The sequence below is a fragment of the Kitasatospora sp. NPDC040550 genome, from assembly GCF_055594965.1.
On the sequence record NZ_JBVIWC010000003.1, the window covers coordinates 398,930 to 423,429 of the forward strand.

Genomic DNA, 24,500 nt, shown 5'->3' on the forward strand with positions numbered 1-24,500 from the left:
GTTCGGGTCCGATGGGATAAACGGGCTCCCTGGGGGACCAGGAACTCGTCGAGCGGGGGGACTGCGGCCATGGCCAACTGCGCATCGTGCGGCGCGACTCGGGTGGCGGGGGCGCCCGCCTGCGGCTCCTGCGGCCGCCCGTGGGCGCCGCCGCCGGCCGCACCGCCACCCCCGCCGCCGGCCGCACCGGTGCCGCCGGCCGTGCCGCCGTCCGTACCGCCGGCCGGGCACCACCCGCCGTTGCCGGGTGCCGGGTACCCGCCGGTCGGCGGCCCGCCCGCGCTGGGCGCCTGGGGCGCCGGCCGGCCGTACCAGCCGTCCTCGCCCGCCCGGCGGCTGCTGGCCGGCCCGGACTGGCGCCCCGCCCTGCGGGCCGCCGTCGCCCCGACCGCGGTACTGCTGCTGGCCGCGCTGGTCGCGGCGATCCCGAGCGACTACACCTACGACCGGACCTTCCCGACGCCCGGCTTCGGCGACCGCTTCCTCGCCACCCTGGCGATGGCGCTGAACGCGCTCGGGGCGCCGTTCCGGCTCGGCCTGCGGAGCCCCGTCGGCCGGGGCCGCTCGGAGGGCCTGGACGTCACCTTCTGGGTGGTGCCGATGACCGTCACCGTCCTGTGGGGCCTGGCCCTCTGGCTCGGCCTGCGGGCCGGGCGGCACCGGCGCAAGGCGGACGGCGCCCAGCTGACCCGTGGCCAGGCCGGCGGCGAGGCGCTGCGCACGGCGGTGGTGCTCGGCCTGGTGACCGTGGTGCTCGGCCTGGTCGGCAGCACCAGCTGGCAGCCCGCGGCCGACGAGGGGGACCCGGACTACTACGGCACCGCGCTGAGCCTGGGGAAGCCGACGTACAGCACCGACTCCGGCTGGCTCTGGGCGGTCGGCTGGACCGTCCTGCTCGGCGGGCTGCTGGCCTTCGCCGTGTACGGCACCGACGCGCTGCGCTGGGCCGCCTGGCGCAACCGCTCGGTGCGCGGCTGGGCGGTGGCGGCGCTGACGGCCGGCCAGGCGCTGGCGCTGACCCTGGGCCTGGCCTCGGTGACGGCCTTCGTGCTGGTCGCGGTCAACAGCGACCAGGGCTGGCAGACGGCGGTCTCGCTGGCCTTCCTGCCCAACCTCGGCCTGGTGCTGCTCGGCCTGGGCTCGGGCGCGACCCTCCGGGCGGGCACCAGCCTGGGCGGGGACGTCCCGGGCTGGAGCGATCCCGGCGGCCGCCGGATGGAGTTCTCCTTCTTCGACCTGCACGACCAGAGCGCCGACTGGCGCTGGGCCGGCCTGCTGGCGCTCGCCGGGGCGGTCCTGCTCGGCTGGACGGCCCACCGGCGGCGGCTGGACGCGGCCGACCGGATCCGGCTGGCGGTCGTGTACGCCGTGCTGCTGACCGGGCTGACGGCGGCGTCCGGCGGGCTGACCAGCTCGGCGATGTCCTTCCTGGCGCCGGACTCCAGCGGCTGGGGCGGCTCGAACCGCTCGGTCACCACCCAGGACACCTCGGTGGGCCTGGTGTTCCTCGGCGTGCTGGTGGCCAGTGCGGTCTGGGCGGCGGTCGGTGCGCTGCTGGTGCCCGCGCTGCTGGTGGCGCTCGGCGGGGGCGACGCGGCGCCGTTCGGGTCGGCGCCCTTCGGCTCGGCGCCGTACGGGCCGTACGAGGCGGTGCCGCCGGAGGTGCCGTACCCGGCGGGGCCGGGGTACGGCGTGCCGGGTGCGCCCGGGGTGCCCGGTCAGGCCGGCCCGCCGTACGGGACGCCGCCGTACGGTGCGGTGCCCGCCCAGGCGCCGCCGCCCGGGCCGGTGGCGGACGCGCCGGTGGTGGCCGGGGTGAGCGAGGTGATCGGCTCGCACGAGGTGCCGCCCGCTCCGGCCCCCGCCGACGCGCGGCCGGGCGAGGAGCCGGTGGACCCGACGGTCTGGCGCGACCACCCGTAGCGCCGGCCCGCGGCGGAGACGTACGCGGCGGAAAGGGCAAAGGGCCCCGCGGGGGAACGGGGCCCTTTGTCGCTCAGCACGCGGCGTCAGGGCTGCGCCGGTGCTGGGGGTGACGGCGCCGGGGGAGGAGCGCCGTCGGGTCGGTCGGCTCGTGGCGCGCCCGTGCGGCGCCGGCGTGGGTGGCCGGTGGCGCGGGACGCACGGCTCCGTGCGGCGGTGGTCGGCGGGCAGGTCTGCGCCGGGTCCTCGCTCACGGAGCGTGAGGTGACGACCGCTGTCGTCGTGCTGGACGGCGACCGCGGAGGCAATGGTCCGGGACTCCACAGGAGGCCTGCCGGCCGCCGGGAGAACCGTTCACACCGAGCATCGTGGTGGACGGAAGGGCTGTTCTGCAACCGATTCGGCACAGTTCGGCACAGTCCATTTACCGGCGGCACCGCGTCGAATGATCACGGTGAGTAGTGGTCTGGGGGGTTGCGGCGCACGGGGACGCGCGTAGCGGCGCGGGACGGCGGGGGTGGTGCGCCCGGGGTGCGCCGCGGATCGAAGGGCGGTGCGACGGCCGGTCCCGGGCGTCCCCGGGGAGCCGGCCGTCCCACCTCTCGGCCCAGTCGCGGCCGGGGTCGCTGTCCCCTGCTGGCCGGCCGCGGCACCCGCGCACGGTCCCACGGAGCCGCGCTCCCCGGCGGGCCGGGGCGGCGGCGCCACATGCGCCGGTGGACTGGGGTGAAGCTCCACGCGTGGTCCTGCACCCGCACGGCGGTGCCCCGGTCGGGGCGGTGGCGGCGCGCCTGGCGGACGCGGCGGAGTCGTGCGGTCGTCAGAAGCAACGAAGGGCGGCCCCGCCCGGTCACGGTCCTTTGGACGTGCAGACGAGTGAAACCGGACAGCCCGGTAGAATCGGTGTCCAGACACCCCACACCCGTCCGCCGCCGCTGCCCTCCGTCGGGGAGGCGGCTGCGCGCGACACCTCGATACCGCTGCCGGAAGGCCGTCTGTGTCCTCTGCAATTCCCGTCCAGTCCGTGCCGGACAACGACACCGTCCTGGTGGTCGACTTCGGTGCCCAGTACGCCCAGCTCATCGCCCGTCGGGTGCGTGAGGCGCGGGTCTACAGCGAGATCGTGCCGAGCAGCATGCCGGTCGCCGAGATGCTCGCCAAGAACCCCAAGGCGATCATCCTCTCCGGCGGTCCGTCGTCGGTCTACGAAGAGGGCGCGCCGCAGCTCGACCGCGCGATCTTCGAGGCCGGTGTCCCGGTCTTCGGCATGTGCTACGGCTTCCAGCTGATGGCGAAGACCCTGGGCGGCACCGTCGACAACAGCGGCGCCCGCGAGTACGGCCGCACCCCGCTGAAGGTCTCCCGCACCGGCTCCACCCTGTTCGAGGGCGTCCCGGCGGAGCACTCGGTGTGGATGTCGCACGGCGACGCCTGCTCCGCCGCCCCCGAGGGCTTCACCGTCACCGCGTCCACCGAGGTGGTCCCGGTCGCGGCCTTCGAGAACGACGAGGCCCGGCTGTACGGCGTGCAGTACCACCCGGAGGTGCTGCACTCCGACCACGGTCAGCAGATCCTGGAGCACTTCCTCTACCGCGGCGCCGGCATCGCCCCGACCTGGACCACCGGCAGCGTGGTCGAGGAGCAGATCGCCCTGATCCGCGCGCAGGTCGGCAACAAGCGCGCGATCTGCGGCCTGTCCGGCGGCGTGGACTCCGCCGTCGCCGCGGCCCTGGTCAACAAGGCCATCGGCGACCGGCTGACCTGCGTCTATGTCGACCACGGCCTGATGCGCAAGGGCGAGACCGAGCAGGTCGAGAAGGACTTCGTGGCCGCCACCGGCGTCCAGCTCAAGGTCGTCGACGCCTCCGAGCGCTTCCTGAACGCGCTCAAGGGGGTCACCGACCCCGAGGAGAAGCGCAAGATCATCGGCCGTGAGTTCATCCGGGTCTTCGAGCAGGCCCAGGCCGAGATCGTCGCCGAGGCCGGCGCGCACGGCGAGTCGGTCGACTTCCTGGTCCAGGGCACCCTGTACCCGGACGTGGTGGAGTCCGGCGGCGGCACCGGCACCGCCAACATCAAGTCCCACCACAACGTCGGCGGCCTGCCCGAGGACCTCCAGTTCCAGCTGGTCGAGCCGCTGCGCAAGCTGTTCAAGGACGAGGTCCGGATGGTCGGCCAGGAGCTGGGCCTGCCGGAGGAGATCGTCCAGCGCCAGCCGTTCCCGGGCCCCGGCCTGGGCATCCGGATCGTCGGCGAGGTCACCCAGGAGCGGCTGGACCTGCTCCGCGACGCCGACGCGATCGCCCGCGAGGAGCTGACCGCGGCCGGCCTGGACCGCGAGATCTGGCAGTGCCCGGTCGTGCTGCTCGCCGACGTGCGCAGCGTGGGCGTGCAGGGCGACGGCCGCACCTACGGTCACCCGATCGTGCTGCGTCCGGTCTCCTCCGAGGACGCCATGACCGCCGACTGGTCGCGCCTGCCGTACGACGTGCTGGCGAAGATCTCCACCCGGATCACCAACGAGGTCCGCGACGTCAACCGCGTCGTCGTCGACGTCACCAGCAAGCCGCCGGGCACCATCGAGTGGGAGTGAGCACTCCCCGCGAAGCCTGAACAGCCGCGCCGTCGTTCCCGTAGTGAAGGGAACGGCGGCGCGGCCGTTCGCGGCCCCGGCCCCGGTGCGTCCCACCGAAAGCGTGCAGGAGCGGGCAGAATGCGGACCGGACCTGTCAGGGAGTGGCAGGCCGCGAGGGAAGGTGTGCGGGATGTCGGAGGTCAGCAACTCCGAGGCGATCGACGGCGGGGCGACCGGCCGGGCCGACCGGGCGGCCCGGCGGCGGGCGTTCGCGTCCAGGTACGCGCTGCTGCCGCTGCGGCTGTTCCTCGGCGTCACCTTCGTCTACGCCGCCCTGGACAAGCTCTCCGACGCGCACTTCCTGGCCGGCGCCGGCGACCCGGCCTCCTTCGTCTCGCAGACCCAGGCCGCCAAGGCGGGCGGCAGCCCGATCGGCTTCCTGCTCGGCCCCGCGCTGGACTCGCCCACGCTGGCCGCGCTGGCCATCGCCTTCGGCGAGCTGGCGGTCGGCCTCGGCACCCTGGTCGGCCTCTGGGGCCGGATCGCGGCACTCGGCGGCGCGCTGATCAACCTCAGCCTGTGGCTGACCGTCAGCTGGAACGTCTCGCCGTACTACCTCGGCAACGACCTCGGCTACCTGATGGCCTGGACCCCGCTGCTGCTGACCGGCACGCCGTACCTGTCGGTGGACGGCTACCTGGCCCGCCGGGCCGGCCGGGACCGCGAGCGCGGGCTGACCGAGGAGCACGTCAAGCGCCGGGCGCTGGTGGACGGCGGCATCGCGGCGGTCGCGATCGGCGGCGCCGGGCTGCTGACCGGCTCGCTCACCCGCACCTTCGGCCGGGCCGGCAAGGCCGCGCCCAAGCAGTCCGCGGCCCCGGCCCCCGGCAGCACCGCGACGGCGCCCGCCGCGCCCGCCCCCACCGTCGCCGCGGCGAGCGTGCCGGTCGGCGGCTCGGCCCAGGTCAAGGACCCGGCCACCGGGGACGGCGTCTACATCGTGCAGCCCAAGGCCGGCCAGTACTGCGCCTTCTCCGCCGTCTGCACCCACTCCGGCTGCGCCGTGGACGCCCCGAAGAACGGCCAGCTGTACTGCCCCTGCCACGGCTCCCGCTTCGACGCCGCGACCGGCGCGGTGGTCAACGGCCCGGCGGTCAAGCCGCTGCCCCGCTACGCCGTCAGCAAGAACGGCGACAAGCTGACCCTGGGCCCGCAGCAGGGCTGACCGCCCGCCACCCGCCCTACTCGTCGCGGCCGGACCGGCCCCGCCGGGCCACCGCGGCGACCGCGCCGGCCAGGCCGCCGACGCCGAGCACGATGAAGGTGACCGGGACGACGACGCGTCCGTTCACCGACCGGTCGTTGAGTGCCGCCACCAGGTAGAGCACGGCGATCACGGTGAACAGGGCGCCCGCGATCAGCGAGAACAGGTCGAGCCGGTGCTTCCTCACTGCTGGACCACCTTGATGTCGCCGATGCCGATGCCGAGTTGGAGATCGATGGTGCCCTTGGACGGGTGGCCGTCCACCGGGCCGAGCTGGTAGACGTGCCGTCCGGTGCCGTCGTTGCGGTCGCCGGGGACGGTCACGTTGCCCAGGCCGACCCGGGCCACCAGGTCCACCGTGACGTCCGCCGGCACGGTGACCACCAGTTCGCCGGCCCCGAGGTCGACCTTGGTGGCGACGGTGCCGCCGGCCGGGTCCAGCCGGGAGAGGTCCAGCCGGATGTTTCCGGCGCCGAGGTTGTAGCGGTCCTTGAGGTCCGCGGCCGTGGCGACCGTCCAGGCGCGGTCGCCGACGGCGTCCTGCACGGTGTGCGGCGAGTGGCCGGCGAAGGCCAGCGCCAGGGTGGTCAGCAGGCCCAGCACCACGAGCTTGCGGGCCTTGCCGAACTTCGCGGCCAGCAGCAGGGTCAGGCCGATCACCAGCAGCCCGGTGGCCAGCACCACGGTGCTCAGCCTGGTGACGTCGGTGTGGCCGACCGAGGCGGACCAGACCGCGGTGGCCGCGCCGATCGCCAGCAGGAAGCCGAAGAAACCGAGCGGCGAACGCTCCTTGGGGTGCCGCACGACGGCCGGCTCGCGCCGCTCCGGGCGCTCCTTGCGCAGCGGGTCGCCCTCCGGGAGGTCGGCCCGCTGCCACCAGGCCTGGGTGGGGCCGCCCGGCGGCGGCACCTTCGGGCCCGCACCGGGCGGCGGGGTGGCGCCCTGGTCGGTGGCGCCGTACGGGTTGCGCTCGGGGTGGCGGGGGTCCCACAGGTAGCCGCTCGGGCCGGGGGCGGGGGAGTCGGCGGGGACGGTCCCGGCGGCCCGCGCGGCGGCGTGCCGGGCCCGGTCCTCGTCGGACGGCCAGCCGTGGCCCTCGGCGTCGGGGAAGTGGCGGTCGTACGGGCCGCCGCGGCGGCGGCCGCGGCCCCGGAAGCCGCCGCGGCGGCGCTCCGGGTCGTAGCGCACCGCCAGGAAGACCAGGCCGCCGAGCAGCAGCAGCGGGAACAGCTGGTCGCCGTCGCCCATCGAGGAGAAGAACACCCCGGTGCCGATCACGGTCAGCAGGACCGCGCCGATCGACTGGCCGTCGACCCGGCCGGTCAGCACCCGCTGGAGCTCGGTGCGCCCGCCGCGGCCCTTGCCCTCGCCGGCCTCGGTCGGGACGATCAGCCAGGCCAGGCCGTACAGGAAGAGTCCGAGGCCGCCGGAGAGGCAGAGCACCACGGTGACCACCCGGAACACCACCGGGTCGATGTCCAGGTGCCGCCCGAGGCCGCCGCAGACACCGGCCACCACGCGGTGGTGCTCGGTCCTGGTGAGCGGTGGGCGTTCCGGTTCCGGCGGGGCGGTGGGCCCGCCCTCCTGGATGTGGTCCTCGGTCATGGGCACCATCCTTCCGGCAGTGGGCGGGCGGACCCAACCCGGTACGGCCCTGCCCGTACCCTGACTTGTCCCTGAGAGGACTGGGGGGACACACCCTGATGCGCCCGGAGGCGCCCGCGTGGAACCATCGGTGACGTGGCAGCACCCGGTACCGATCCCCGCCCCCTCGCCCCCGACGCCGCGGCGTCGGCCGGCGCCGACCCGAACGCGCCCGCCGGCGGTCGGCCGCCCTACCGCCGGCTGTACCGCAGCCCGCAGGGGCGGATGCTGGGCGGCGTCGCGCACGGCCTGGCGGTGCACCTCGGGCTGCCCGTCCGCTGGGTCCGGCTGGCCTTCGTGCTGCTGTTCTTCGCGCAGGGGATCGGCGCGCTGCTGTACGCGGCGTTCTGGTTCGTGGTGCCGATCGGCATCGGCGAGCCCTCGCAGCGCGGCGGCACCCACTGGGTGAACGTCAACGGCGTCTACGTCCCGACCTCGCCCTGGCTGCGGCCGGGCACCCCGCTGACCAAGTCGGGCGGCGGCGGTTGGGTCGGCCGGCTGCGCGAACTGCTCCAGCACGCGCTCCAGGGCGAGCCGGTCGCCGCCGCCGAGGCCGAGGCCGGGGGTGAGGCCGGCACCCGGCCCGGCGGCCGGACCGGGCAGGGCGGCATCGGGCAGGGCGGCATCGGGCAGCTCGCCGCCCTGGTCATGGTCGTGATCGGCCTGATCGCGCTGCTGAACGTGCTCGGCTGGCAGACCGCCAAGCCGTACACCTGGCCGCTGCTGGCGATCGGCGTCGGCGTCGCGCTGGTCTGGCGGCAGGCCGACGACTCGCGCTGGCAGCGCTGGTTCGGCATCGAGGAGGGCGAGAAGCGCCGCAGCGCCTACACCCGGGTCGGCGCGGGCGTGCTGCTCGCGGTGGTCGGCACCATCGCGCTGCTCGCCATGCAGGGCAGCGGCTCCACCCTCGGCTCGGTCATCGAGGCCTCGCTCGCGGTGCTGGCCGGCGTGCTGGTGCTGCTCGGCCCGTACGGCCTGCGGCTCTGGCAGGACCTCGGCGCCGAGCGCACCGCCCGCATCCGGGCCCAGGAGCGCGCCGAGATCGCCGCGCACATCCACGACTCGGTGCTGCACACCCTCACCCTGATCCAGCGCCGGGCCGAGGACCCCAAGGAGGTGCTCCGGCTGGCCCGCTCCCAGGAGCGCGAGCTGCGGCTGTGGCTGTACCGCCCGGAGGCCGCGGCCGAGGCCGCGCCGGACACCATGGCGGAGACCCTGCGCGCCGCCGTCGCCGAGGTCGAGGACCGGCACGGCGTCCCGGTCGAGCTGGTCATCGTCGGCGACTGCCCGATGGACGAGGGGATCGCGGCACAGATGCAGGCCGCGAGGGAGGCGACCGTCAACGCGGCCAAGTACGGTGGCGGGGGACCGGTCCAGGTCTACGCCGAGGTGGAGGGGAGGACGGTGTCGGTGTTCGTTCGCGACCACGGCCCCGGCTTCGACCCCGACACGGTGCCCGAGGACCGGATGGGCGTACGGGAGTCGATCATCGGCCGGATGAAGCGCAACGGCGGCACCGCGCGGGTGCGGCCGGCGGCGGGCGGCGGCACCGAGGTCGAGCTGGAGATGGAGAGAACGAATGACTGAGGCAGAGCCGGGACGTACGGCCAGGGTCGTGCTGGTGGACGACCACCGGATGTTCCGGACGGGGGTCAGGGCCGAGATCGGCCGCACCGACGTGACCGGGATCGACGTGGTGGGCGAGGCCGACGACGTGGACTCGGCGGTCCGGGTGGTCGCCGAGACCAGGCCGGACGTCGTACTGCTCGACGTCCACCTGCCCGGCGGCGGCGGCGTCGAGGTGCTGCGCCGTTCGGTCGGCGTGATGGGCGAGCAGGGGGGAGTGAAGTTCCTGGCGCTCTCCGTCTCGGACGCCGCCGAGGACGTCATCGGCGTGATCCGCGGCGGCGCCCGCGGCTACGTCACCAAGACCATCACCGGCACCGACCTGGTCGACGCCATCTTCCGGATCTCCGACGGCGACGCGGTCTTCTCGCCCCGGCTGGCCGGCTTCGTCCTGGACGCCTTCGCCGCCACCGACACCCCGCCGGTGGACGAGGACCTGGACCGGCTCACCCAGCGCGAGCGCGAGGTGCTGCGGCTGATCGCCCGCGGCTACGCCTACAAGGAGATCGCCAAGCAGCTCTTCATCTCGGTGAAGACCGTCGAGAGCCACGTCTCCGCCGTGCTGCGCAAGCTCCAGCTCAGCAACCGCCACGAGCTCACCCGCTGGGCCACCGCCCGCCGCCTGGTCTGAGCCCCGCGTCCTCGTCGAGCCCGTCCGGCCGGATTCCATCGGCCGGGCGGGCTTGTCGGTGGGGGGCCATAGACTCGGAGTGCCATGAGTAGCCTCTTTGACGACCTCCCGCTCCCCGGTTTCGAGGCACCCGCCGCCGGGTCGAAGCAGCCCGCCGTGCCCGTCGCCGCCGCCGACGAGGAGCCCCCGCCGTACGAGGACGACGTCCCGTACGACGCGTTCGAGGAGGCGATCCCGGACGGGCTCTTCCACACCGACCACGCCGCCGAGGCCGAGCGGGACGCCTGGTACCGCAACGGCGCCGCGCGGACGGTGGTCGACCCGGCGCAGCTGCTGGAGGGGATGAACGACCCCCAGCGCGAGGCCGTGCTGCACGCCGGCTCGCCGCTGCTGATCGTGGCCGGCGCCGGCTCCGGCAAGACCCGGGTGCTGACCCACCGGATCGCCCACCTGCTGGGCGCCCGCGGCGTGCAGCCGGGCGAGATCCTGGCGATCACCTTCACCAACAAGGCCGCCGGTGAGATGCGCGAGCGCGTCGAGGCGCTGGTCGGCCCGCGCGCCCGGGCGATGTGGGTGTCCACCTTCCACAGCGCCTGCGTGCGGATCCTGCGCCGCGAGTCCAAGGTGCTGGGCTTCACCTCCAGCTTCTCGATCTACGACTCGGCCGACTCCCAGCGGCTGATGTCGCTGGTCTGCCGCGACCTCGACCTGGACCCGAAGCAGTTCCCGCCGAAGTCCTTCACGGCGAAGGTCAGCAACCTCAAGAACGAGCTGATCGACGAGGAGACCTTCGCCGACCAGGCCGCCAACCCGATGGAGAAGAAGCTCGCCGAGGCGTACGCGCTCTACCAGCGGCGGCTGCGCGAGGCCAACGCGCTCGACTTCGACGACATCATCATGACGACGGTCAACCTGCTGCAGGCCTTCCCGGACGTCGCCGAGCACTACCGCCGCCGGTTCCGGCACATCCTGGTCGACGAGTACCAGGACACCAACCACGCCCAGTACATGCTGGTCCGCGAGCTGAGCGGGGGCTCCGTCGCGGCCGCGCCCAAGCGCACCGTGGACGGCGAGTTCGTGAACCCGGCCGCCGCGCACCTCGCCGAGGTGCCGCCCGCCGAGCTGTGCGTGGTCGGTGACGCGGACCAGTCGATCTACGCCTTCCGCGGCGCGACCATCCGCAACATCCTCCAGTTCGAGGAGGACTACCCGAACGCGACCACGATCCTGCTGGAGCAGAACTACCGCTCCACCCAGACCATCCTGAGCGCCGCCAACGCCGTCATCGAGCGCAACGCCAACCGGCGCGAGAAGAAGCTCTGGACGGCCGGGGACCACGGCGAGAAGGTGGTCGGCTACGTCGCCGACGACGAGCACGGCGAGGCCCAGTTCATCGCCGACGAGATCGACCGGCTCACCGACAAGGGCGAGGCCAAGCCCGGCGACGTCGCGATCTTCTACCGCACCAACGCCCAGTCCCGGGTGTTCGAGGAGGTGTTCATCCGGGTCGGCCTGCCGTACAAGGTGGTCGGCGGGGTGCGCTTCTACGAGCGCAAGGAGGTCCGGGACGTCCTGGCCTACCTGCGGGTGCTCTCCAACCCGGAGGACACCGTGCCGCTGCGCCGGATCCTCAACGTGCCCAAGCGCGGCATCGGCGAGCGGGCCGAGGCGATGGTCGACGCGCTGGCCGCCCGCGAGCGGATCTCCTTCGCCCAGGCGCTGGTGCGGGTCGACGAGGCGTACGGGATGGCCGCGCGCTCGGCCAACGCCGTCAAGAAGTTCAACGTGCTGATGGCCGGTCTGCGCCAGGTCGTCGAGTCGGGCGCGGGCCCGGCGGCGGTGCTGGAGGCCGTCCTGGAGGAGACCGGCTACCTGGCCGAGCTCCAGGCCTCCACCGACCCGCAGGACGAGACCCGGGTGGAGAACCTCCAGGAACTCGCGTCGGTGGCGCTGGAGTACGAGCAGGACCCGGGCGAGCGGCCGGACGCCGGGGAGGACGGTGCGCCGCCGGTCGGCTCGCTGGCCGACTTCCTGGAGCGGGTCGCGCTGGTCGCCGACTCCGACCAGATCCCGGACGACGACGGGGAGGGCCAGGGCGTCATCACGATGATGACCCTGCACACCGCCAAGGGCCTGGAGTTCCCGGTCGTCTTCCTGACCGGCATGGAGGACGGGATCTTCCCGCACATGCGGGCGCTCAACCAGGTCAAGGAGCTGGAGGAGGAGCGCCGGCTCGCGTACGTCGGCCTCACCCGGGCCCGCGAGCGGCTCTACCTGACCCGCTCGGTGCTGCGCAGCGCCTGGGGGCAGCCGGCCTACAACCCGGCCTCGCGGTTCCTGGAGGAGATCCCGGAGGCGCTGGTCGAGTGGAAGCGGACGGGGGCGGCCCAGGCGCCGGTCCAGCGCGGCTTCTCCTCGGGCTCGTCCTGGGGCAAGTCCTCGTCCGGGGGCGGGAGTTCGCGGTCCTCGTCGTCGTCCGGCCCGGCCGCGCCGAAGGCGGGCTGGGGGCAGTCGGTGCGGCGCGGCGGCAAGGTCGTGGAGCGCGAGGTCGCCTCGCTCGCCGTCGGCGACCGGGTCACCCACGACACCTTCGGGCTGGGCACCGTGGTGGGCGTGACGGGCGCCGGCGACAACGCGCAGGCCGAGGTGGACTTCGGCTCGGGCGGCCGCAAGCGGCTGGTGCTGCGCTACGCGCCGGTCGAGAAGCTGTAGGACTCTGCGGCGGCCCCGGCGGCCCAAGCGGTCCCGGCACGGCCTGGGCGCTACCTCGGGTCCAGGCCGTTCGAGAGGAACCAGGGCAGCGGGTCGATCGGCCCGCTGTCCTTCGGCCTGATCTCGAAGTGCAGGTGCGGCCCGGTGCTGTTGCCGCTGCTGCCGACGAAGGCGATCACGTCGCCCTGCTTCACCGGCCCCTTGCGGACCTTGTAGCTGCGCAGGTGGCAGTACCAGGCCTCGGTGCCGTCCGGCATCTTGAGCATCGACATGTAGCCGTAGAACGGGTTCCACTGCGTCCGGAGCGTCCCGTCGGTGACGGCGTACACCTCGGAGCCCCCGTCCACCGGGAAGTCGATGCCGGTGTGCCGCCTGGCCCAGTGCTCGCCGGAGGCGCCGAACAGCTCGCCCAGGCCGTGCCGGGCGACCGGCATGACCACCTTGGGCTTGACCGGCTCGGGGGCCGGCTGGGCGGTCGGGGTGGCGGTGGGCGTGCCGTCGCCGGGCTGGGCGCCGGCCAGCGGCTGGCGGGCGTCGCCGCGCGAGGCCTGGGTCTGGTCGGTGTGGGCGAGCGCCTGCTGGGCGGTCTGCGGTGCGGCCGTCGCGGTGGGGGCGTCGGCCGCCGAGGCCTGCGCCGGCGCCCGGTCGGCCTGCTCCTGGACCACCGCCGCGCCCGCCGCCCCGGCGACCCCGAGCGCGGCCACCGAGGGCACCGCGACCCGGAACAGCGCGGCCCGGGTGGCCGCCTTGGCGGCGCTGCGGCGCTGGGCGCGGGACTGCTCGCGGGCGGCGAGGCGCAGCTCCGCACGGGTGGGGCGGGCGGCTGCTTCGGGAGCCATCGGGGGCTGCCTCCTCGGTGGGCCTCGGTCACGTCGTCGGGCGAGGTAAACAGGCGTGACTGTAGCCCCATGGTCGACACCCCGGAAAAACCGCCGGTTGTCAAGGGGGCGCACGGGGGTCCGCGCGGTGTGCGAGGGGTCCGTCGACGGGTGTACCCGCTGGTAGCAAGGCCCGGCGCTGTGACTTTGCCCTCCTCTTGGGAGGTGGCTCGGCCAACCGGGGCGGGTGGCGCTAATCTCCCCTCAGGTTGGTTGGTTATCGAGCGTTAACCGCGTCAACCGCACCGAGGGCCCACGAAGCCCGGTCGGATGATGGACGACGAGGTCCAGGAGGCAGTGATGAGTGTGTCGGGGCCGATCCGTGTGGTGGTCGCCAAGCCGGGGCTCGACGGTCACGACCGTGGCGCCAAGGTCATCGCGCGCGCCCTGCGCGACGCCGGTATGGAGGTCATCTACACCGGGCTGCACCAGACCCCCGAGCAGGTGGTCGACACCGCGATCCAGGAGGACGCGGACGGCATCGGGCTGTCGATTCTCTCCGGCGCCCACATGACCCTGTGCGCCAAGGTGATGCAGCTGTTGAAGGAGCGCGACGCCGAGGACATCAAGGTCTTCTGCGGCGGGATCATCCCGGACGAGGACATCGCCGAGCTCAAGGCGATGGGCGTCGCCGACATCTTCACCCCGGGCACGTCCACCCGGGACGTGGTCGCCTGGGTCGAGGCCAACCTGCGGACCGCCGGCTGAGTTTCGCGGCTGAGTTTCGCCGACTGAGCTTCGCCGGGTGAGTTCGCCGGCTGGGCCTCGCCGGCCGGGCTCTGCCGCGCGCCGAGCGGGCCGGTCCGTCCTGGGCCGGCCCGCTCGGGCGTTCCCGGGGCGTGCCCCGGTACGGCCGCGCTGCCCGCCCGGCCGTACCGGCTGCCCGGCCCGCCGGTGCGTCAACCGGTGCGAACCGTCAGCTCGTCGAGCATCGCCGCCCGGAAGCGCAGGGTCCCGGCCAGCCGGGCGAAGGTCTCCGACCAGGCGGAGTCGGGCGAGGCCCCGGCGGCCAGCTCCTCCACCGCGGCGGCCGTCCCGGGGGCGAGCGCCCGCTCCGTCATCCCGAGTACCCCGCTGTGGCTCCACGGGTACGCGCCGGAGGCGGCGGCCCGGGCCAGCGCCGTCACCACGGCGGTGGACAGCGGCGGCGTCCACGGGGTGGCGCAGGCGCCGAGCAGCTGGAAGGCCTCGGCCAGGCCGTGCACCTCGACGAAGGCGGCCGTCCAGGCCGCCCGCTCCTCGGGCGGGAGCACGGCCAGCAGCTTCGCCGGGGCGCCGGTGACCCGCGCGCCCCGGGCCCGCCCGGCGCCCCGGGCCGGCGGGGCGGGGGCCGGGCCGAGCAGGGCCCGGGCCCAGGTGGCGTCGTGCTGACGCACGGCGGCGCGCGCCCAGGCCTCCCGCAGGTCGTCGGCCCAGCTACTGCTGGTCTCGTCCACGCTGTCACCGACCCGCAGCGCGAGCAGCTGCTCGGGCGTCAGGCCGGTGTCGGCCGGCCAGACCGACAGCGGCGCGGCGGCCACCACCTCGCCGAACCACCAGGCCCGTTCGCCGCGCCCGGTGGGGGACTTGGGGGCGATGCCGTCGCGCTGCATCCGCTCGTCGCACTCGGCGGGCGGGGTGACCAGCAGGTGGGTGCCGCTGTCGGCGAGCCGGACGGCGGCCCGGGCCCGCTCGGCCATCCGCTGGGCGAGCGCCGAGTCGGGCAGGGTGGAGAGCAGTTCGGCGGCGGTGGCGCGGACGTTCTTGCTGCGGTCGCCCAGGGCGGCCTCCAGGAAGGGCTCGTCGGCGGGGGAGAGGCCGTCCTGGAGGGCGTCCAGGAAGAGCAGCCGGTCCTCGGCGCGCTCGGTGGGCCAGGTGCTGCGCAGCAGCTCCAGCCCGGCGGCCGGGTCGCGGCGGCGCAGCAGGGTCAGATGGGTGACCCGCTCGGCGAACAGGCCCTCGTGCCACAGCCGGTGGTCGTCCGGGCCGGCCGGGGCCGCCGGGTCGTCCGGCTGCCGGGCCGGCTCGGCGGCGGTGGTGCGCAGCACGAACCGCCAGTCGGGGTTCTGCGCGGCCAGCCAGCGGCCCAGCGGACCGGCCAGCGCCACGGCGTCGGAGCGCAGTTCGCTGCGCGCCCGGGCGGCGTCGAGCAGCCCGGGTATCAGGGCGGCGGGCGGCCGCAGGCCCTCGGCCCGGGCGGTGGCGAGCCACTGCGGCAGCAGCTCGGCGAGGTTGGCCAGGGTGCCGCCGCCGGTGCCGCCGGTGCGCCCGCCGAGCAGGACGGCCAGCCGGCGGGCGGCGGCCTCGGGCAGTTCGGGGCGGGGGTCCTCGGGGGCGGGCGGTCCGGGCGGCCCGGCGGCCGGTACCGGCAGGGCGCCGGCCCGGCGGCGGACGGTGGCCAGCGCGGCCAGCTCCAGCAGGGCGGTGGCCGGGTCGGACGGGTCCACGGCGTCGGCGAGCGGCAGGGCGGTGGGCGGGAGCGGGCGCCGGTCGGTGCCGAGCAGGGCGCTGGTCCGCAGCGGCTCCCACGGGTCCTGGGCGAGGGTCATCGTCGGTTCTCCTGAGACGTCGGGTTCTCCTGGGGACAGCCGCTACGCGGAGGTGAGGCCGACCGGGCGGTGCCCGGCGGTCCAGGCGGTGACCGGGGCGAAGCCCTGGTGGCCGTACTCGCCGAAGACCGTCAGCGGGCGGCCGGTGGAGACCGCGGCCAGCCGCCACAGGGCGGCCTCGGGGACGGCCGAGGGGCGGACCGGGACGGTGTGGTGGCCGTCCGTCAGGTGCCAGCCGTCCGGGGCGCGGACCGGGACGACCCCGGCGAGCACGGTCGGCCAGCTGTCCAGCCACGGGTCGTCGGCCACCGCGGTGCCGTACCCGGCGACCGCCTCGGCGACGGTGAGCCCGGCGGGCGGGGCGGCCGGGCCGGGCCCGGGGGCGCCGTAGCGGGTGCCGAGCGCGGCGCGCAGCGGGCGGGCGCCGGGGTGGTAGGCGAGTTCGGCCTCCAGCAGGTGGCCGGTGGGCAGGGCGAGGTCGGGGGCCTGGCCGGGGCGGCCGAAGGCGAGCAGCAGGGCGGGGCGGCCGGTCTTGGCGCCGCGCAGCCAGACCCGGCGGGTGGTGAGCCGCTCGTCGGTCCCCCCGTCCATCGGCACGGTGCGGCTGCCGAGCACCAGCCAGCGGTCCCGTACGGTCGGGCCGGCCAGCACCTCGGCGGTGTCCAGGGTGTAGCCGACCCGGGCGCGGACGGTGGCGGCCAGGTCGGCCGGCAGTTCGTCGAGCCGGGTGGCGGCGGTGGCCAGCAGGTGCAGCATCGCGTACTCCTCCAGTAGCCGGTCCTCCGGCAGGGTGTCCAACTCCCGTACCCGGGTGGCGAGTCCGGAGGCCTGGGCGTCGACCATCCGGGCCGCGACCTCCTCCCAGGGGCCGGCCGTGGACTGGTCGGCCAGGCCGTGCCGGATCCGGTCGGCGAGCCGCAGCCGCAGTTCGGCCGCGCCGGCCGCGACCCGGGCGCCGCGCCGCTCGGCCCGGCGGCGGGCGGCCTCCGGGTCGGCCGGGGCGCCCGCGCGCTTCTCGGCCCGTTCCTGCCGGGCCTCCAGCCATTCGGCCGCCCAGTCGGCGGGCCGGCCGGCCGGGACGGCCTCGGGGGCGCCGCTCCACAGCAGGAGGAGTCCGAGCGCGTGCTTGCACGGGAACTTCCGGCTGGGGCAGCTGCACCGGTAGGCGGGCGTGGCGAGTGCGATCACGGTGCGGTAGGGCGTACGGCCGCCGCCCCGGCACTCGCCCCAGAGGGCGGCGCCGTCGGTGCCCGTGCCGGACCAGGGCCCGGGCGCGGACAGCTCGCCCGCGGCCTTCCGCGACGCGGCGTCAGGGGCCAGCGAAAGGACGTGTTCGGTGCTCCAGCGTTCCTCCATGCGACCGACGGTAGGCGGGGGCACTGACAGCGGCTGACTGCCCGTCCGGCGCCCGTCCGGCGGTTGTCAGTGGCGCGTTGCAAGGTGGTTCCCACAGGCCGGGACGCCGACCTGGCTCCCCCCGTTCACCCCACCACCGGGGCACCCGCGTACCCGGCGGCCGACCTCAAGGAGCCCCCATGACCGACGTACTGCGGCAGCACGCCGAGGACGCGTTCGCCGGTGAACTGGCCGCGCTGGCCGCGCAGGACGACCGTCCGCGCCCCGAGCGCTGGAAGCTCTCGCCGTGGGCCGTGGCGACGTACCTGCTCGGCGGCGAGCTGCCGGACGGCACCCGGATCACCCCCAAGTACATCGGCCCGCGCCGGATCGTCGAGGTCGCCGTCACCACCCTGGCGACGGACCGCGCGCTGCTGCTGCTCGGCGTGCCGGGCACTGCGAAGACCTGGGTGTCCGAGCACCTGGCCGCCGCGATCAGCGGCGACTCCACGCTGCTGGTGCAGGGCACCGCGGGCACCCCCGAGGAGGCCGTCCGGTACGGCTGGAACTACGCCCGGCTGCTCGCCCACGGCCCCAGCCGGGACGCCCTGGTGCCCTCGCCGCTGATGCGGGCGATGGCGGACGGCAAGCTCGCCCGGATCGAGGAGCTCACCCGCATCCCGGCCGACGTGCAGGACAGCCTGATCACCGTCCTGTCCGAGAAGACCCTGCCGGTACCGGAGTTGGGCGGCGAGACGCAAGCCGTGCGCGGCTTCAACGTGATCGCCACCGCCAACGACCGGGACCGCGGCGTCAACGAGCTGTCCAGCGCGCTGCGCCGCCGCTTCAACACCGTGGTGCTGCCCCTGCCCGGCTCGCTGGACGAGGAGGTCGACATCGTCACCCGCCGGGTCAACCAGCTCGGCCGCTCCCTCGACCTGCCCGAACTGCCGGGCGGCGCCGAGGAGATCAGGCGCGTGGTGACGGTCTTCCGGGAGCTGCGGGCCGGTCGCACCGTGGACGGCCGGACGAAGGTCAAGACCCCGAGCGGCACCCTCTCCACCGCCGAGGCGATCTCGGTGCTGACCAACGGCCTGGCCCTGGCCACCCACTTCGGCGACGGCGTGCTGCGCGCCGGGGACGTGACGGCCGGCATCCTCGGCGCGGTCGTCCGCGACCCGGTGGCGGACCGGGCGGTGTGGCGCGAGTACGTCGAAGGGGTGGTGCGCGAGCGCGACGGCTGGAAGGACTTCTACCGCGCGGCCCGCGAGGTGACGGCGTGACCACGGAGGTCGCCCTGCTGGGCATCCGGCACCACGGCCCGGGCTCGGCCCGGGCGGTGGCGGCCGCGCTGGCGCAGTGGCGGCCGGACGCGGTGCTGATCGAGGGCCCGGCGGAGGCCGACGCCGTCGTCCACCTGGCGGCGGGGAAGGACCTGGTGCCGCCGGTCGCCCTGCTCGCCCACGCGGTGGACGACCCGTCGCGGGCCGCGTTCTGGCCGTACGCCGCGTTCTCCCCCGAGTGGGTGGCGGTCCGGCACGCGGTGGACCACGGCCTGCCGGTCCACTTCATCGACCTGCCCGCGGGGTACGCCTTCGCGCCGGCCGCGGGGGAGCGGCCCTGGGACCGGGCGGACGACCGGGCGGACGACCGGGCCGGGGAGGCCGCCGAGGAGCCGCCCGCGGACCCGCTGGCGCTGCTCGCCGAGGCCGCCGGCCACGACGACCCGGAGCGCTGGTGGGAGGACGTGGTCGAGCACCGCGCCCCCGGCACGGACGCGCTGGCACCGTTCGCCGCCGTCGCCGAGGCGATGGCGGCGCTGCGCGCCGAGGGCCTCGGCGAGTCCCGCCGGGACGAACTGCGCGAGGCCCACATGCGCCAGCGGATCCGGGCCGCCCGGCGGGCCGGGCACCGCCGGATCGCCGTGGTCTGCGGCGCCTTCCACGTGCCCGCGCTGGCGACCATGCCCACCGTGGCGCACGACCGGGCCCTGCTCGCCGGGCTGCCGAAGAAGGTGCGGGCCGACATCACCTGGATCCCGTGGACGCACCGCCGGCTCTCCCAGACCGCCGGCTACGGCGCGGGCGTCCGGTCGCCCGGCTGGTACCACCACCTGTTCAGCGCCGAGGGCGACCCGGTGCCGCGCTGGCTGGCCAAGGCCGCCGAACTGCTGCGCGCCGAGGACCACCCGGTCTCCTCCGCCCACGTGATCGAGGCGGTCCGGCTCGCCGAGACCCTCGCGGTGCTGCGCGGCCGCCCGCTCGCCGGGCTGACCGAGACCCTGGACGCCGTCCGCGCGGTGCTCTGCGAGGGTTCGGACGTCGCCCTGGAGCTCGTCCGGGACCGCCTGGTGGTCGGTGACGCGCTCGGCGAGGTGCCGGACGACGCGCCGGCGGTGCCGCTGCAGCGCGACCTGGCCCGGCTGCAGCGCTCGCTGCGGCTCAGACCGGAGGCCGCGCCCCGGGAGCTCGACCTCGACCTGCGCAAGGACACCGACGCGGCCCGCTCCCGGCTGCTGCACCGGCTGCGGTTGCTGGGCATCGAGTGGGGCGTGCCGGCCCGGTCCTCGGTCAACTCCACCGGCACCTTCCGGGAGAGCTGGCGGCTGTGCTGGCAGCCGGAGTTCGCGGTCCGGATCGCCGAGGCCGCCCAGTGGGGCACCACGGTGGAGGAGGCTGCCGTCGGGAAGGCGGTCGGCACCGCCCGCGCCGCCGTCGAACTCGCCGAACTGACCGGCCTGGTGGAGACCTGCCTACGGGCCGGGCTGCCCGGTGCGCTGCCCGCGGTGATGCGGGTGCTGGCGGACCGCGCGGCCCTGGACACCGACGTCGCGCACCTGGCGGGCGCGCTGCCCGCGCTGGTCCGGGCGCTGCGCTACGGCGACGTGCGCGGCACCGACCACGGCGCGCTGGCCGGGGCCGCGGCCGGGTTGGCCGAGCGGGTCTGCGTCGGGCTGCCGCCCGCCTGCGTCGGCCTGGACGCGGACGGCGCGGCGGCGATGCGCGCCCGGATCGACGAGGTGCACGGCGCGATCGCCCTGCTCGGCCCGGACGCGGCCGGTGCCGCCGGTGAGGCCGGTGAGGCCGGTGAGGCCGGTTCCGTGGGTGAGGCCGCGGGCACCGAGGGCCTGCCCGACCGCTGGGCCGCCGCCCTGCGCTCGCTGGCCCGCCGCGAGCCCGCCGGCCCCCCGGCCACCGGCGTCCCCGGCCTGCTGCGCGGCCGCGCCGTCCGGCTGCTGCTGGACGACGGCCGGTTGGACTCCGAGGAGGCCGGCCGACGGCTCGGGCTGGTGCTGTCGACGGCCAACGCCCCGGCCGACGCGGCCGGTTGGGTCGAGGGCTTCCTCACCGGCGGCGGCGCCCTGCTGCTGCACGACCCCCGGTTGCTCGCCCTGCTGGACGAGTGGCTCGGCGGGGTCGGCGGCGAGGTGTTCACCGATGTCCTGCCGCTGCTGCGGCGCACTTTCGCCGGGCTGGAGGCGGGCGTGCGCAGCACCATCGGCGGCCGGGTCGCGGCCGGTCCGCTGGACGCCGCCCCGGCGGTGCCCGAGGCGGTCGGGGCGCTCGACCCGGACCGCGCCGACGCGGCCGTCCCGGTGCTGGCCGTGCTGCTCGGGGTCCGTCCGCGGATCCCCCGCCAGGCCACCGGCCGCGACACCTGACCCCGGCGGTCACCCCCGACCCGCCCGCCGTACCGAGGAGGACCCGATGGCAACGACCCCGACCGACGAACGGCTGCGCCGCTGGCGCCTGGTGCTCGGCGGCGAGGCCGACGGCACCGGCCGCACCCTGCGCGGCCGCGACGCCGCGATGGACGGCGCCCTCGCCGCGCTCTACCGGGGCGCGCCGGAGGAGGGCGGCAGGGCGCCCCGGGGCGGCCGTCGCAGCGCCGGGCTGGGCGGTTCGGCCCCGCAGGTGGCCCGCTGGCTGGGCGACATCCGGGAGTACTTCCCGTCCACCGTCGTCCAGCTGATGCAGCAGGACGCGATCACCCGGCTCGGCCTGGACCGGCTGCTGCTGGAGCCGGAGATGCTGGAGGCCGTCGAGCCGGACGTGCACCTGGTGGGCACCCTGCTGTCGCTCAAGCACGCGCTGCCCGAGACCACCCGGGAGTCCGCCCGGGCCGTGGTCGGCAAGGTGGTCGCCGACCTGGAGCGCCGACTGTCCGACCGGACCAGGGCCACCCTGGGCGGCGCCCTGGACCGCAGCGCCCGGGTGAACCGGCCGCGCCACCGGGACATCGACTGGGACCGGACCATCCGGGCCAACCTGCGGAACTACCTGCCCGAGCACGGCACCGTGGTGCCCGAGCGGCTGGTCGGCCACGCCCGTGCCCAGCGGGCGGTGCGGAAGGACGTCATCCTCTGCGTCGACCAGTCCGGCTCGATGGCGCCGTCCGTCGTGCACGCCGCGGTGTTCGGCGCGGTGCTCGCCTCGATGCGCAGCCTGGACACCCGGCTGGTCGTCTTCGACACCTCGGTGGTCGACCTCACCGAGCAGCTGACCGACCCGGTGGACGTCCTGTTCGCCACCCGGCTCGGCGGCGGCACCGACATCAACCGGGCGCTCGCCTACTGCCAGTCGCGGATCACCCGGCCGTCGGAGACCGTGGTGGTGCTGATCAGCGACCTCTACGAGGGCGGCATCCGGGAGGGCATGCTGCGGCGGGTCGCCGCGATGAAGGCGGCGGGCGTCCAGTTCATCGCGCTGCTCGCGCTGTCCGACGAGGGCGCCCCCGCGTACGACCACGCCCACGCCGCCGCCCTGGCCGCGCTCGGCGTCCCGGCCTTCGCCTGCACCCCGGACGCCTTCCCCGAGATCATGGCGGCGGCGATCGAGAGGCGGCCGGTCCCGCAGCGCCTGACGGGGGCGGCCGACCGGGAGCCCTGACCGCGAACTCCGACCGCGAGCTCCGACCGCGAGCGCTGACCGCGAGCCCTGACCGGGGCCGCGACGACTTCACTCGAACGTGTGAATCACTCGATCGGTGGACCGCGGGCGCCGCCGACGGCCATGGGCCGATCTGTGACGGTTCTCACCCATGACGGACAGGCCCCGGGCGGAACAGTCCCGTCCCACGGGGATAACCTGCCAGACGGACGTGACGCGCGTGTTGATTGACGTGTGCGCCCGTGGCTGTGTGGGCCGCAAGGCCGTACCTCTGCGTACCCGCACCGCTTCGACGACCCGCAGCGAAGATCCTGCCGTGGCACGCTCGTAGAGACACAATCCGCGACCACGAACAAGGACAAACACGTGGACCTGTTCGAGTACCAGGCGAGGGACCTCTTCGCCAAGCACGGTGTGCCCGTGCTTGACGGCGATGTCATCGAGACCGCCGCAGACGCTGCCGCCATCGCGGAGCGCTTCGGCGGCCGCGCCGTCGTCAAGGCTCAGGTGAAGGTGGGTGGCCGAGGCAAGGCCGGTGGCGTGAAGCTCGCCGCCGACCCGGCGGACGCCGTCGCCAAGGCCGAGCAGATCCTCGGCATGGACATCAAGGGCCACACCGTTCACAAGGTGATGCTGGCCCAGACCGCGGACATCAAGGACGAGTACTACGTCTCGTTCCTGCTGGACCGCACCAACCGCACCTTCCTGGCCATGGCCAGCGTCGAGGGCGGCGTGGAGATCGAGGTCGTCGCCGAGCAGAACCCCGAGGCGCTCGCCAAGATCCCGGTCGACGCCAACGAGGGCTGCACCCCGGAGAAGGCCGCCGAGATCGTCGCCGCGGCGAAGTTCCCGGCCGAGGTCGCCGACCAGGTCGCCGAGGTCCTGCAGAAGCTGTGGACCGTCTTCATCAAGGAGGACGCCCTCCTCGTCGAGGTCAACCCGCTGATCAAGTCCGGTGAGGGCAAGATCATCGCGCTCGACGGCAAGGTCTCCCTGGACGAGAACGCCGAGTTCCGTCAGCCGGAGCACGAGGCGCTCGAGGACAAGGCCGCGGCCAACCCGCTGGAGGCCGCTGCCAAGGCCAAGGGCCTGAACTACGTCAAGCTCGACGGCCAGGTCGGCATCATCGGCAACGGCGCGGGCCTCGTCATGAGCACCCTCGACGTGGTCGCCTACGCCGGTGAGAACCACGGCGGCGTCAAGCCCGCCAACTTCCTGGACATCGGTGGCGGCGCCTCCGCCGAGGTCATGGCGAACGGCCTGGAGATCATCCTGGGCGACCCCGACGTCAAGTCGGTCTTCGTCAACGTCTTCGGCGGCATCACCGCCTGTGACGCGGTCGCCAACGGCATCGTGCAGGCCCTCGCGCTCCTGGAGAGCAAGGGCGAGAACGTCACCAAGCCGCTGGTCGTCCGCCTGGACGGCAACAACGCGGAGCTGGGTCGCAAGATCCTCGACGACGCCAACCACCCGCTGGTCCAGCGCGTGGACACCATGGACGGCGCCGCTGACCGCGCCGCCGAGCTGGCCAACAAGTAAGGAAGGGGACTTAACACCATGGCTATCTTCCTTACCAAGGACAGCAAGGTCATCGTCCAGGGCATGACCGGCGCCGAGGGCATGAAGCACACCCGCCGCATGCTCGCCTCCGGCACCCAGATCGTCGGCGGTGTCAACCCGCGCAAGGCCGGCACCACGGTCGACGTCGACGGCACCGAGATCCCGGTCTTCGGCTCCGTCGCCGAGGCCATGAAGGAGACCGGCGCCGACGTCTCCGTCCTCTTCGTGCCGCCGGCCTTCACCAAGGCCGCCGTCATCGAGGCCATCGACGCCGAGATCGGCCTGGCCGTCGTCATCACCGAGGGCGTTCCGGTGCACGACACCGCCGCCTTCTGGGCGTACGCCGGTTCGAAGGGCAACAAGACCCGGATCATCGGCCCGAACTGCCCCGGCCTGATCAGCCCCGGACAGTCGAACGCCGGCATCATCCCGGCCGACATCACCACCTCCGGCAAGATCGGTCTGGTCTCGAAGTCGGGCACCCTGACCTACCAGCTCATGTACGAGCTGCGCGACATCGGCTTCTCCTCGGCCGTGGGCATCGGCGGTGACCCGGTCATCGGGACCACCCACATCGACGCCCTCAAGGCCTTCCAGGAGGACCCGGAGACCGAGATCATCGTCATGATCGGTGAGATCGGTGGCGACGCCGAGGAGCGCGCCGCGGCCTACATCGCCGAGCACGTCACCAAGCCGGTCGTCGGCTACGTCGCGGGCTTCACCGCCCCCGAGGGCAAGACCATGGGCCACGCCGGCGCCATCGTCTCGGGCTCCTCGGGCACCGCCCAGGCGAAGAAGGAGGCCCTCGAGGCCGCCGGTGTCAAGGTCGGCAAGACGCCGTCCGAGACCGCCCGCCTGGCCCGCGAGATCATCGCCGCCAAGGGCTGATCCCGGTCACCCGCGCGCTGAGCGCCCCCGCCCTCCCGTAGGGCGGG

General features: G+C 74.8%; 17 protein-coding genes. 12 read left to right on the forward strand and 5 right to left on the reverse strand.

The window, feature by feature from the left end; translation table 11 throughout:
• Positions 1 to 240: 240 nt before the first annotated feature.
• The 3 genes from ACZ58X_RS07140 to ACZ58X_RS07150 all read left to right on the forward strand — a co-directional run bounded on the left by ACZ58X_RS07140 (position 241) and on the right by ACZ58X_RS07150 (position 5,723).
• Entirely contained in the window at positions 241 to 1,923 is a 1,683-nt protein-coding gene (locus tag ACZ58X_RS07140) for a hypothetical protein (protein ID WP_470332639.1), read from the forward strand.
• A 1,024-nt stretch (positions 1,924 to 2,947) separates the two neighbouring features.
• The gene (guaA, locus tag ACZ58X_RS07145; RefSeq protein ID WP_470332640.1) at positions 2,948 to 4,516 is read left to right on the forward strand and encodes a glutamine-hydrolyzing GMP synthase; all 1,569 of its coding nucleotides are present in this window, start codon (positions 2,948 to 2,950) and stop codon (positions 4,514 to 4,516) included.
• Positions 4,517 to 4,688: 172 nt separating this feature from the next.
• Positions 4,689 to 5,723: a Rieske 2Fe-2S domain-containing protein gene (locus ACZ58X_RS07150; protein WP_470332641.1), complete on the forward strand. Its 1,035-nt coding sequence runs from the start codon at positions 4,689 to 4,691 to the stop codon at positions 5,721 to 5,723.
• Between the two features lie 16 nt (positions 5,724 to 5,739).
• Here ACZ58X_RS07150 and ACZ58X_RS07155 read toward each other — a convergent pair whose 3' ends face one another.
• Together ACZ58X_RS07155 and ACZ58X_RS07160 are read right to left on the reverse strand one after the other, a co-directional pair.
• The gene (locus ACZ58X_RS07155) at positions 5,740 to 5,949 is read right to left on the reverse strand and encodes a hypothetical protein (protein WP_470332642.1); all 210 of its coding nucleotides are present in this window, start codon (positions 5,947 to 5,949) and stop codon (positions 5,740 to 5,742) included.
• Entirely contained in the window at positions 5,946 to 7,367 is a 1,422-nt protein-coding gene (locus ACZ58X_RS07160; RefSeq protein ID WP_470332643.1) for a PspC domain-containing protein, read from the reverse strand. The genes ACZ58X_RS07155 and ACZ58X_RS07160 overlap by 4 nt, the downstream gene beginning before the upstream one ends.
• 264 nt (positions 7,368 to 7,631) lie before the next feature.
• Here ACZ58X_RS07160 and ACZ58X_RS07165 point away from each other — a divergent pair, with 264 nt between their 5' ends.
• The 3 genes from ACZ58X_RS07165 (at position 7,632) to pcrA (ending at position 12,375) form a co-directional block, all read left to right on the forward strand.
• Complete coding sequence (locus ACZ58X_RS07165) at positions 7,632 to 8,993, forward strand: ATP-binding protein (RefSeq protein WP_470332749.1); 1,362 nt, start codon at positions 7,632 to 7,634, stop codon at positions 8,991 to 8,993.
• Positions 8,986 to 9,663 (forward strand): LuxR C-terminal-related transcriptional regulator, encoded by a 678-nt coding sequence (locus ACZ58X_RS07170; protein WP_470332644.1) that lies wholly within the window; start codon positions 8,986 to 8,988, stop codon positions 9,661 to 9,663. The genes ACZ58X_RS07165 and ACZ58X_RS07170 overlap by 8 nt, the downstream gene beginning before the upstream one ends.
• A gap of 84 nt (positions 9,664 to 9,747) precedes the next feature.
• The gene (gene pcrA, locus ACZ58X_RS07175; protein ID WP_470332645.1) at positions 9,748 to 12,375 is read left to right on the forward strand and encodes a DNA helicase PcrA; all 2,628 of its coding nucleotides are present in this window, start codon (positions 9,748 to 9,750) and stop codon (positions 12,373 to 12,375) included.
• Positions 12,376 to 12,425: 50 nt separating this feature from the next.
• Here pcrA and ACZ58X_RS07180 read toward each other — a convergent pair whose 3' ends face one another.
• Complete coding sequence (locus tag ACZ58X_RS07180; protein WP_470332646.1) at positions 12,426 to 13,214, reverse strand: M23 family metallopeptidase; 789 nt, start codon at positions 13,212 to 13,214, stop codon at positions 12,426 to 12,428.
• Between the two features lie 339 nt (positions 13,215 to 13,553).
• On the opposite strand from ACZ58X_RS07180, the gene ACZ58X_RS07185 reads away from it, so the two are divergent.
• Positions 13,554 to 13,961 (forward strand): cobalamin B12-binding domain-containing protein, encoded by a 408-nt coding sequence (locus ACZ58X_RS07185; RefSeq protein WP_470332647.1) that lies wholly within the window; start codon positions 13,554 to 13,556, stop codon positions 13,959 to 13,961.
• 191 nt (positions 13,962 to 14,152) lie between these two features.
• Here ACZ58X_RS07185 and ACZ58X_RS07190 read toward each other — a convergent pair whose 3' ends face one another.
• Together ACZ58X_RS07190 and ACZ58X_RS07195 are read right to left on the reverse strand one after the other, a co-directional pair.
• Positions 14,153 to 15,781 (reverse strand): DUF5691 domain-containing protein, encoded by a 1,629-nt coding sequence (locus tag ACZ58X_RS07190; protein WP_470332648.1) that lies wholly within the window; start codon positions 15,779 to 15,781, stop codon positions 14,153 to 14,155.
• Positions 15,782 to 15,823: 42 nt separating this feature from the next.
• A complete protein-coding gene (locus ACZ58X_RS07195; RefSeq protein ID WP_470332649.1) occupies positions 15,824 to 17,137 on the reverse strand; it encodes an SWIM zinc finger family protein in 1,314 nt (437 codons plus the stop codon).
• A 179-nt stretch (positions 17,138 to 17,316) separates the two neighbouring features.
• Here ACZ58X_RS07195 and ACZ58X_RS07200 point away from each other — a divergent pair, with 179 nt between their 5' ends.
• From ACZ58X_RS07200 to sucD, 5 genes are all read left to right on the forward strand, one after another.
• Entirely contained in the window at positions 17,317 to 18,399 is a 1,083-nt protein-coding gene (locus ACZ58X_RS07200) for an ATP-binding protein (protein WP_470332650.1), read from the forward strand.
• A complete protein-coding gene (locus tag ACZ58X_RS07205) occupies positions 18,396 to 20,777 on the forward strand; it encodes a DUF5682 family protein (protein WP_470332651.1) in 2,382 nt (793 codons plus the stop codon). Before ACZ58X_RS07200 ends, ACZ58X_RS07205 begins: the two co-directional genes overlap by 4 nt.
• Before the next feature lie 46 nt (positions 20,778 to 20,823).
• Entirely contained in the window at positions 20,824 to 22,005 is a 1,182-nt protein-coding gene (locus tag ACZ58X_RS07210) for a VWA domain-containing protein (RefSeq protein ID WP_470332652.1), read from the forward strand.
• A 366-nt stretch (positions 22,006 to 22,371) separates the two neighbouring features.
• Positions 22,372 to 23,544, forward strand: coding sequence for an ADP-forming succinate--CoA ligase subunit beta (sucC, locus tag ACZ58X_RS07215; RefSeq protein WP_470332653.1), 1,173 nt, complete (start codon positions 22,372 to 22,374; stop codon positions 23,542 to 23,544).
• An 18-nt stretch (positions 23,545 to 23,562) separates the two neighbouring features.
• A complete protein-coding gene (gene sucD / locus ACZ58X_RS07220; RefSeq protein ID WP_360238123.1) occupies positions 23,563 to 24,453 on the forward strand; it encodes a succinate--CoA ligase subunit alpha in 891 nt (296 codons plus the stop codon).
• Positions 24,454 to 24,500 lie beyond the last annotated feature (47 nt).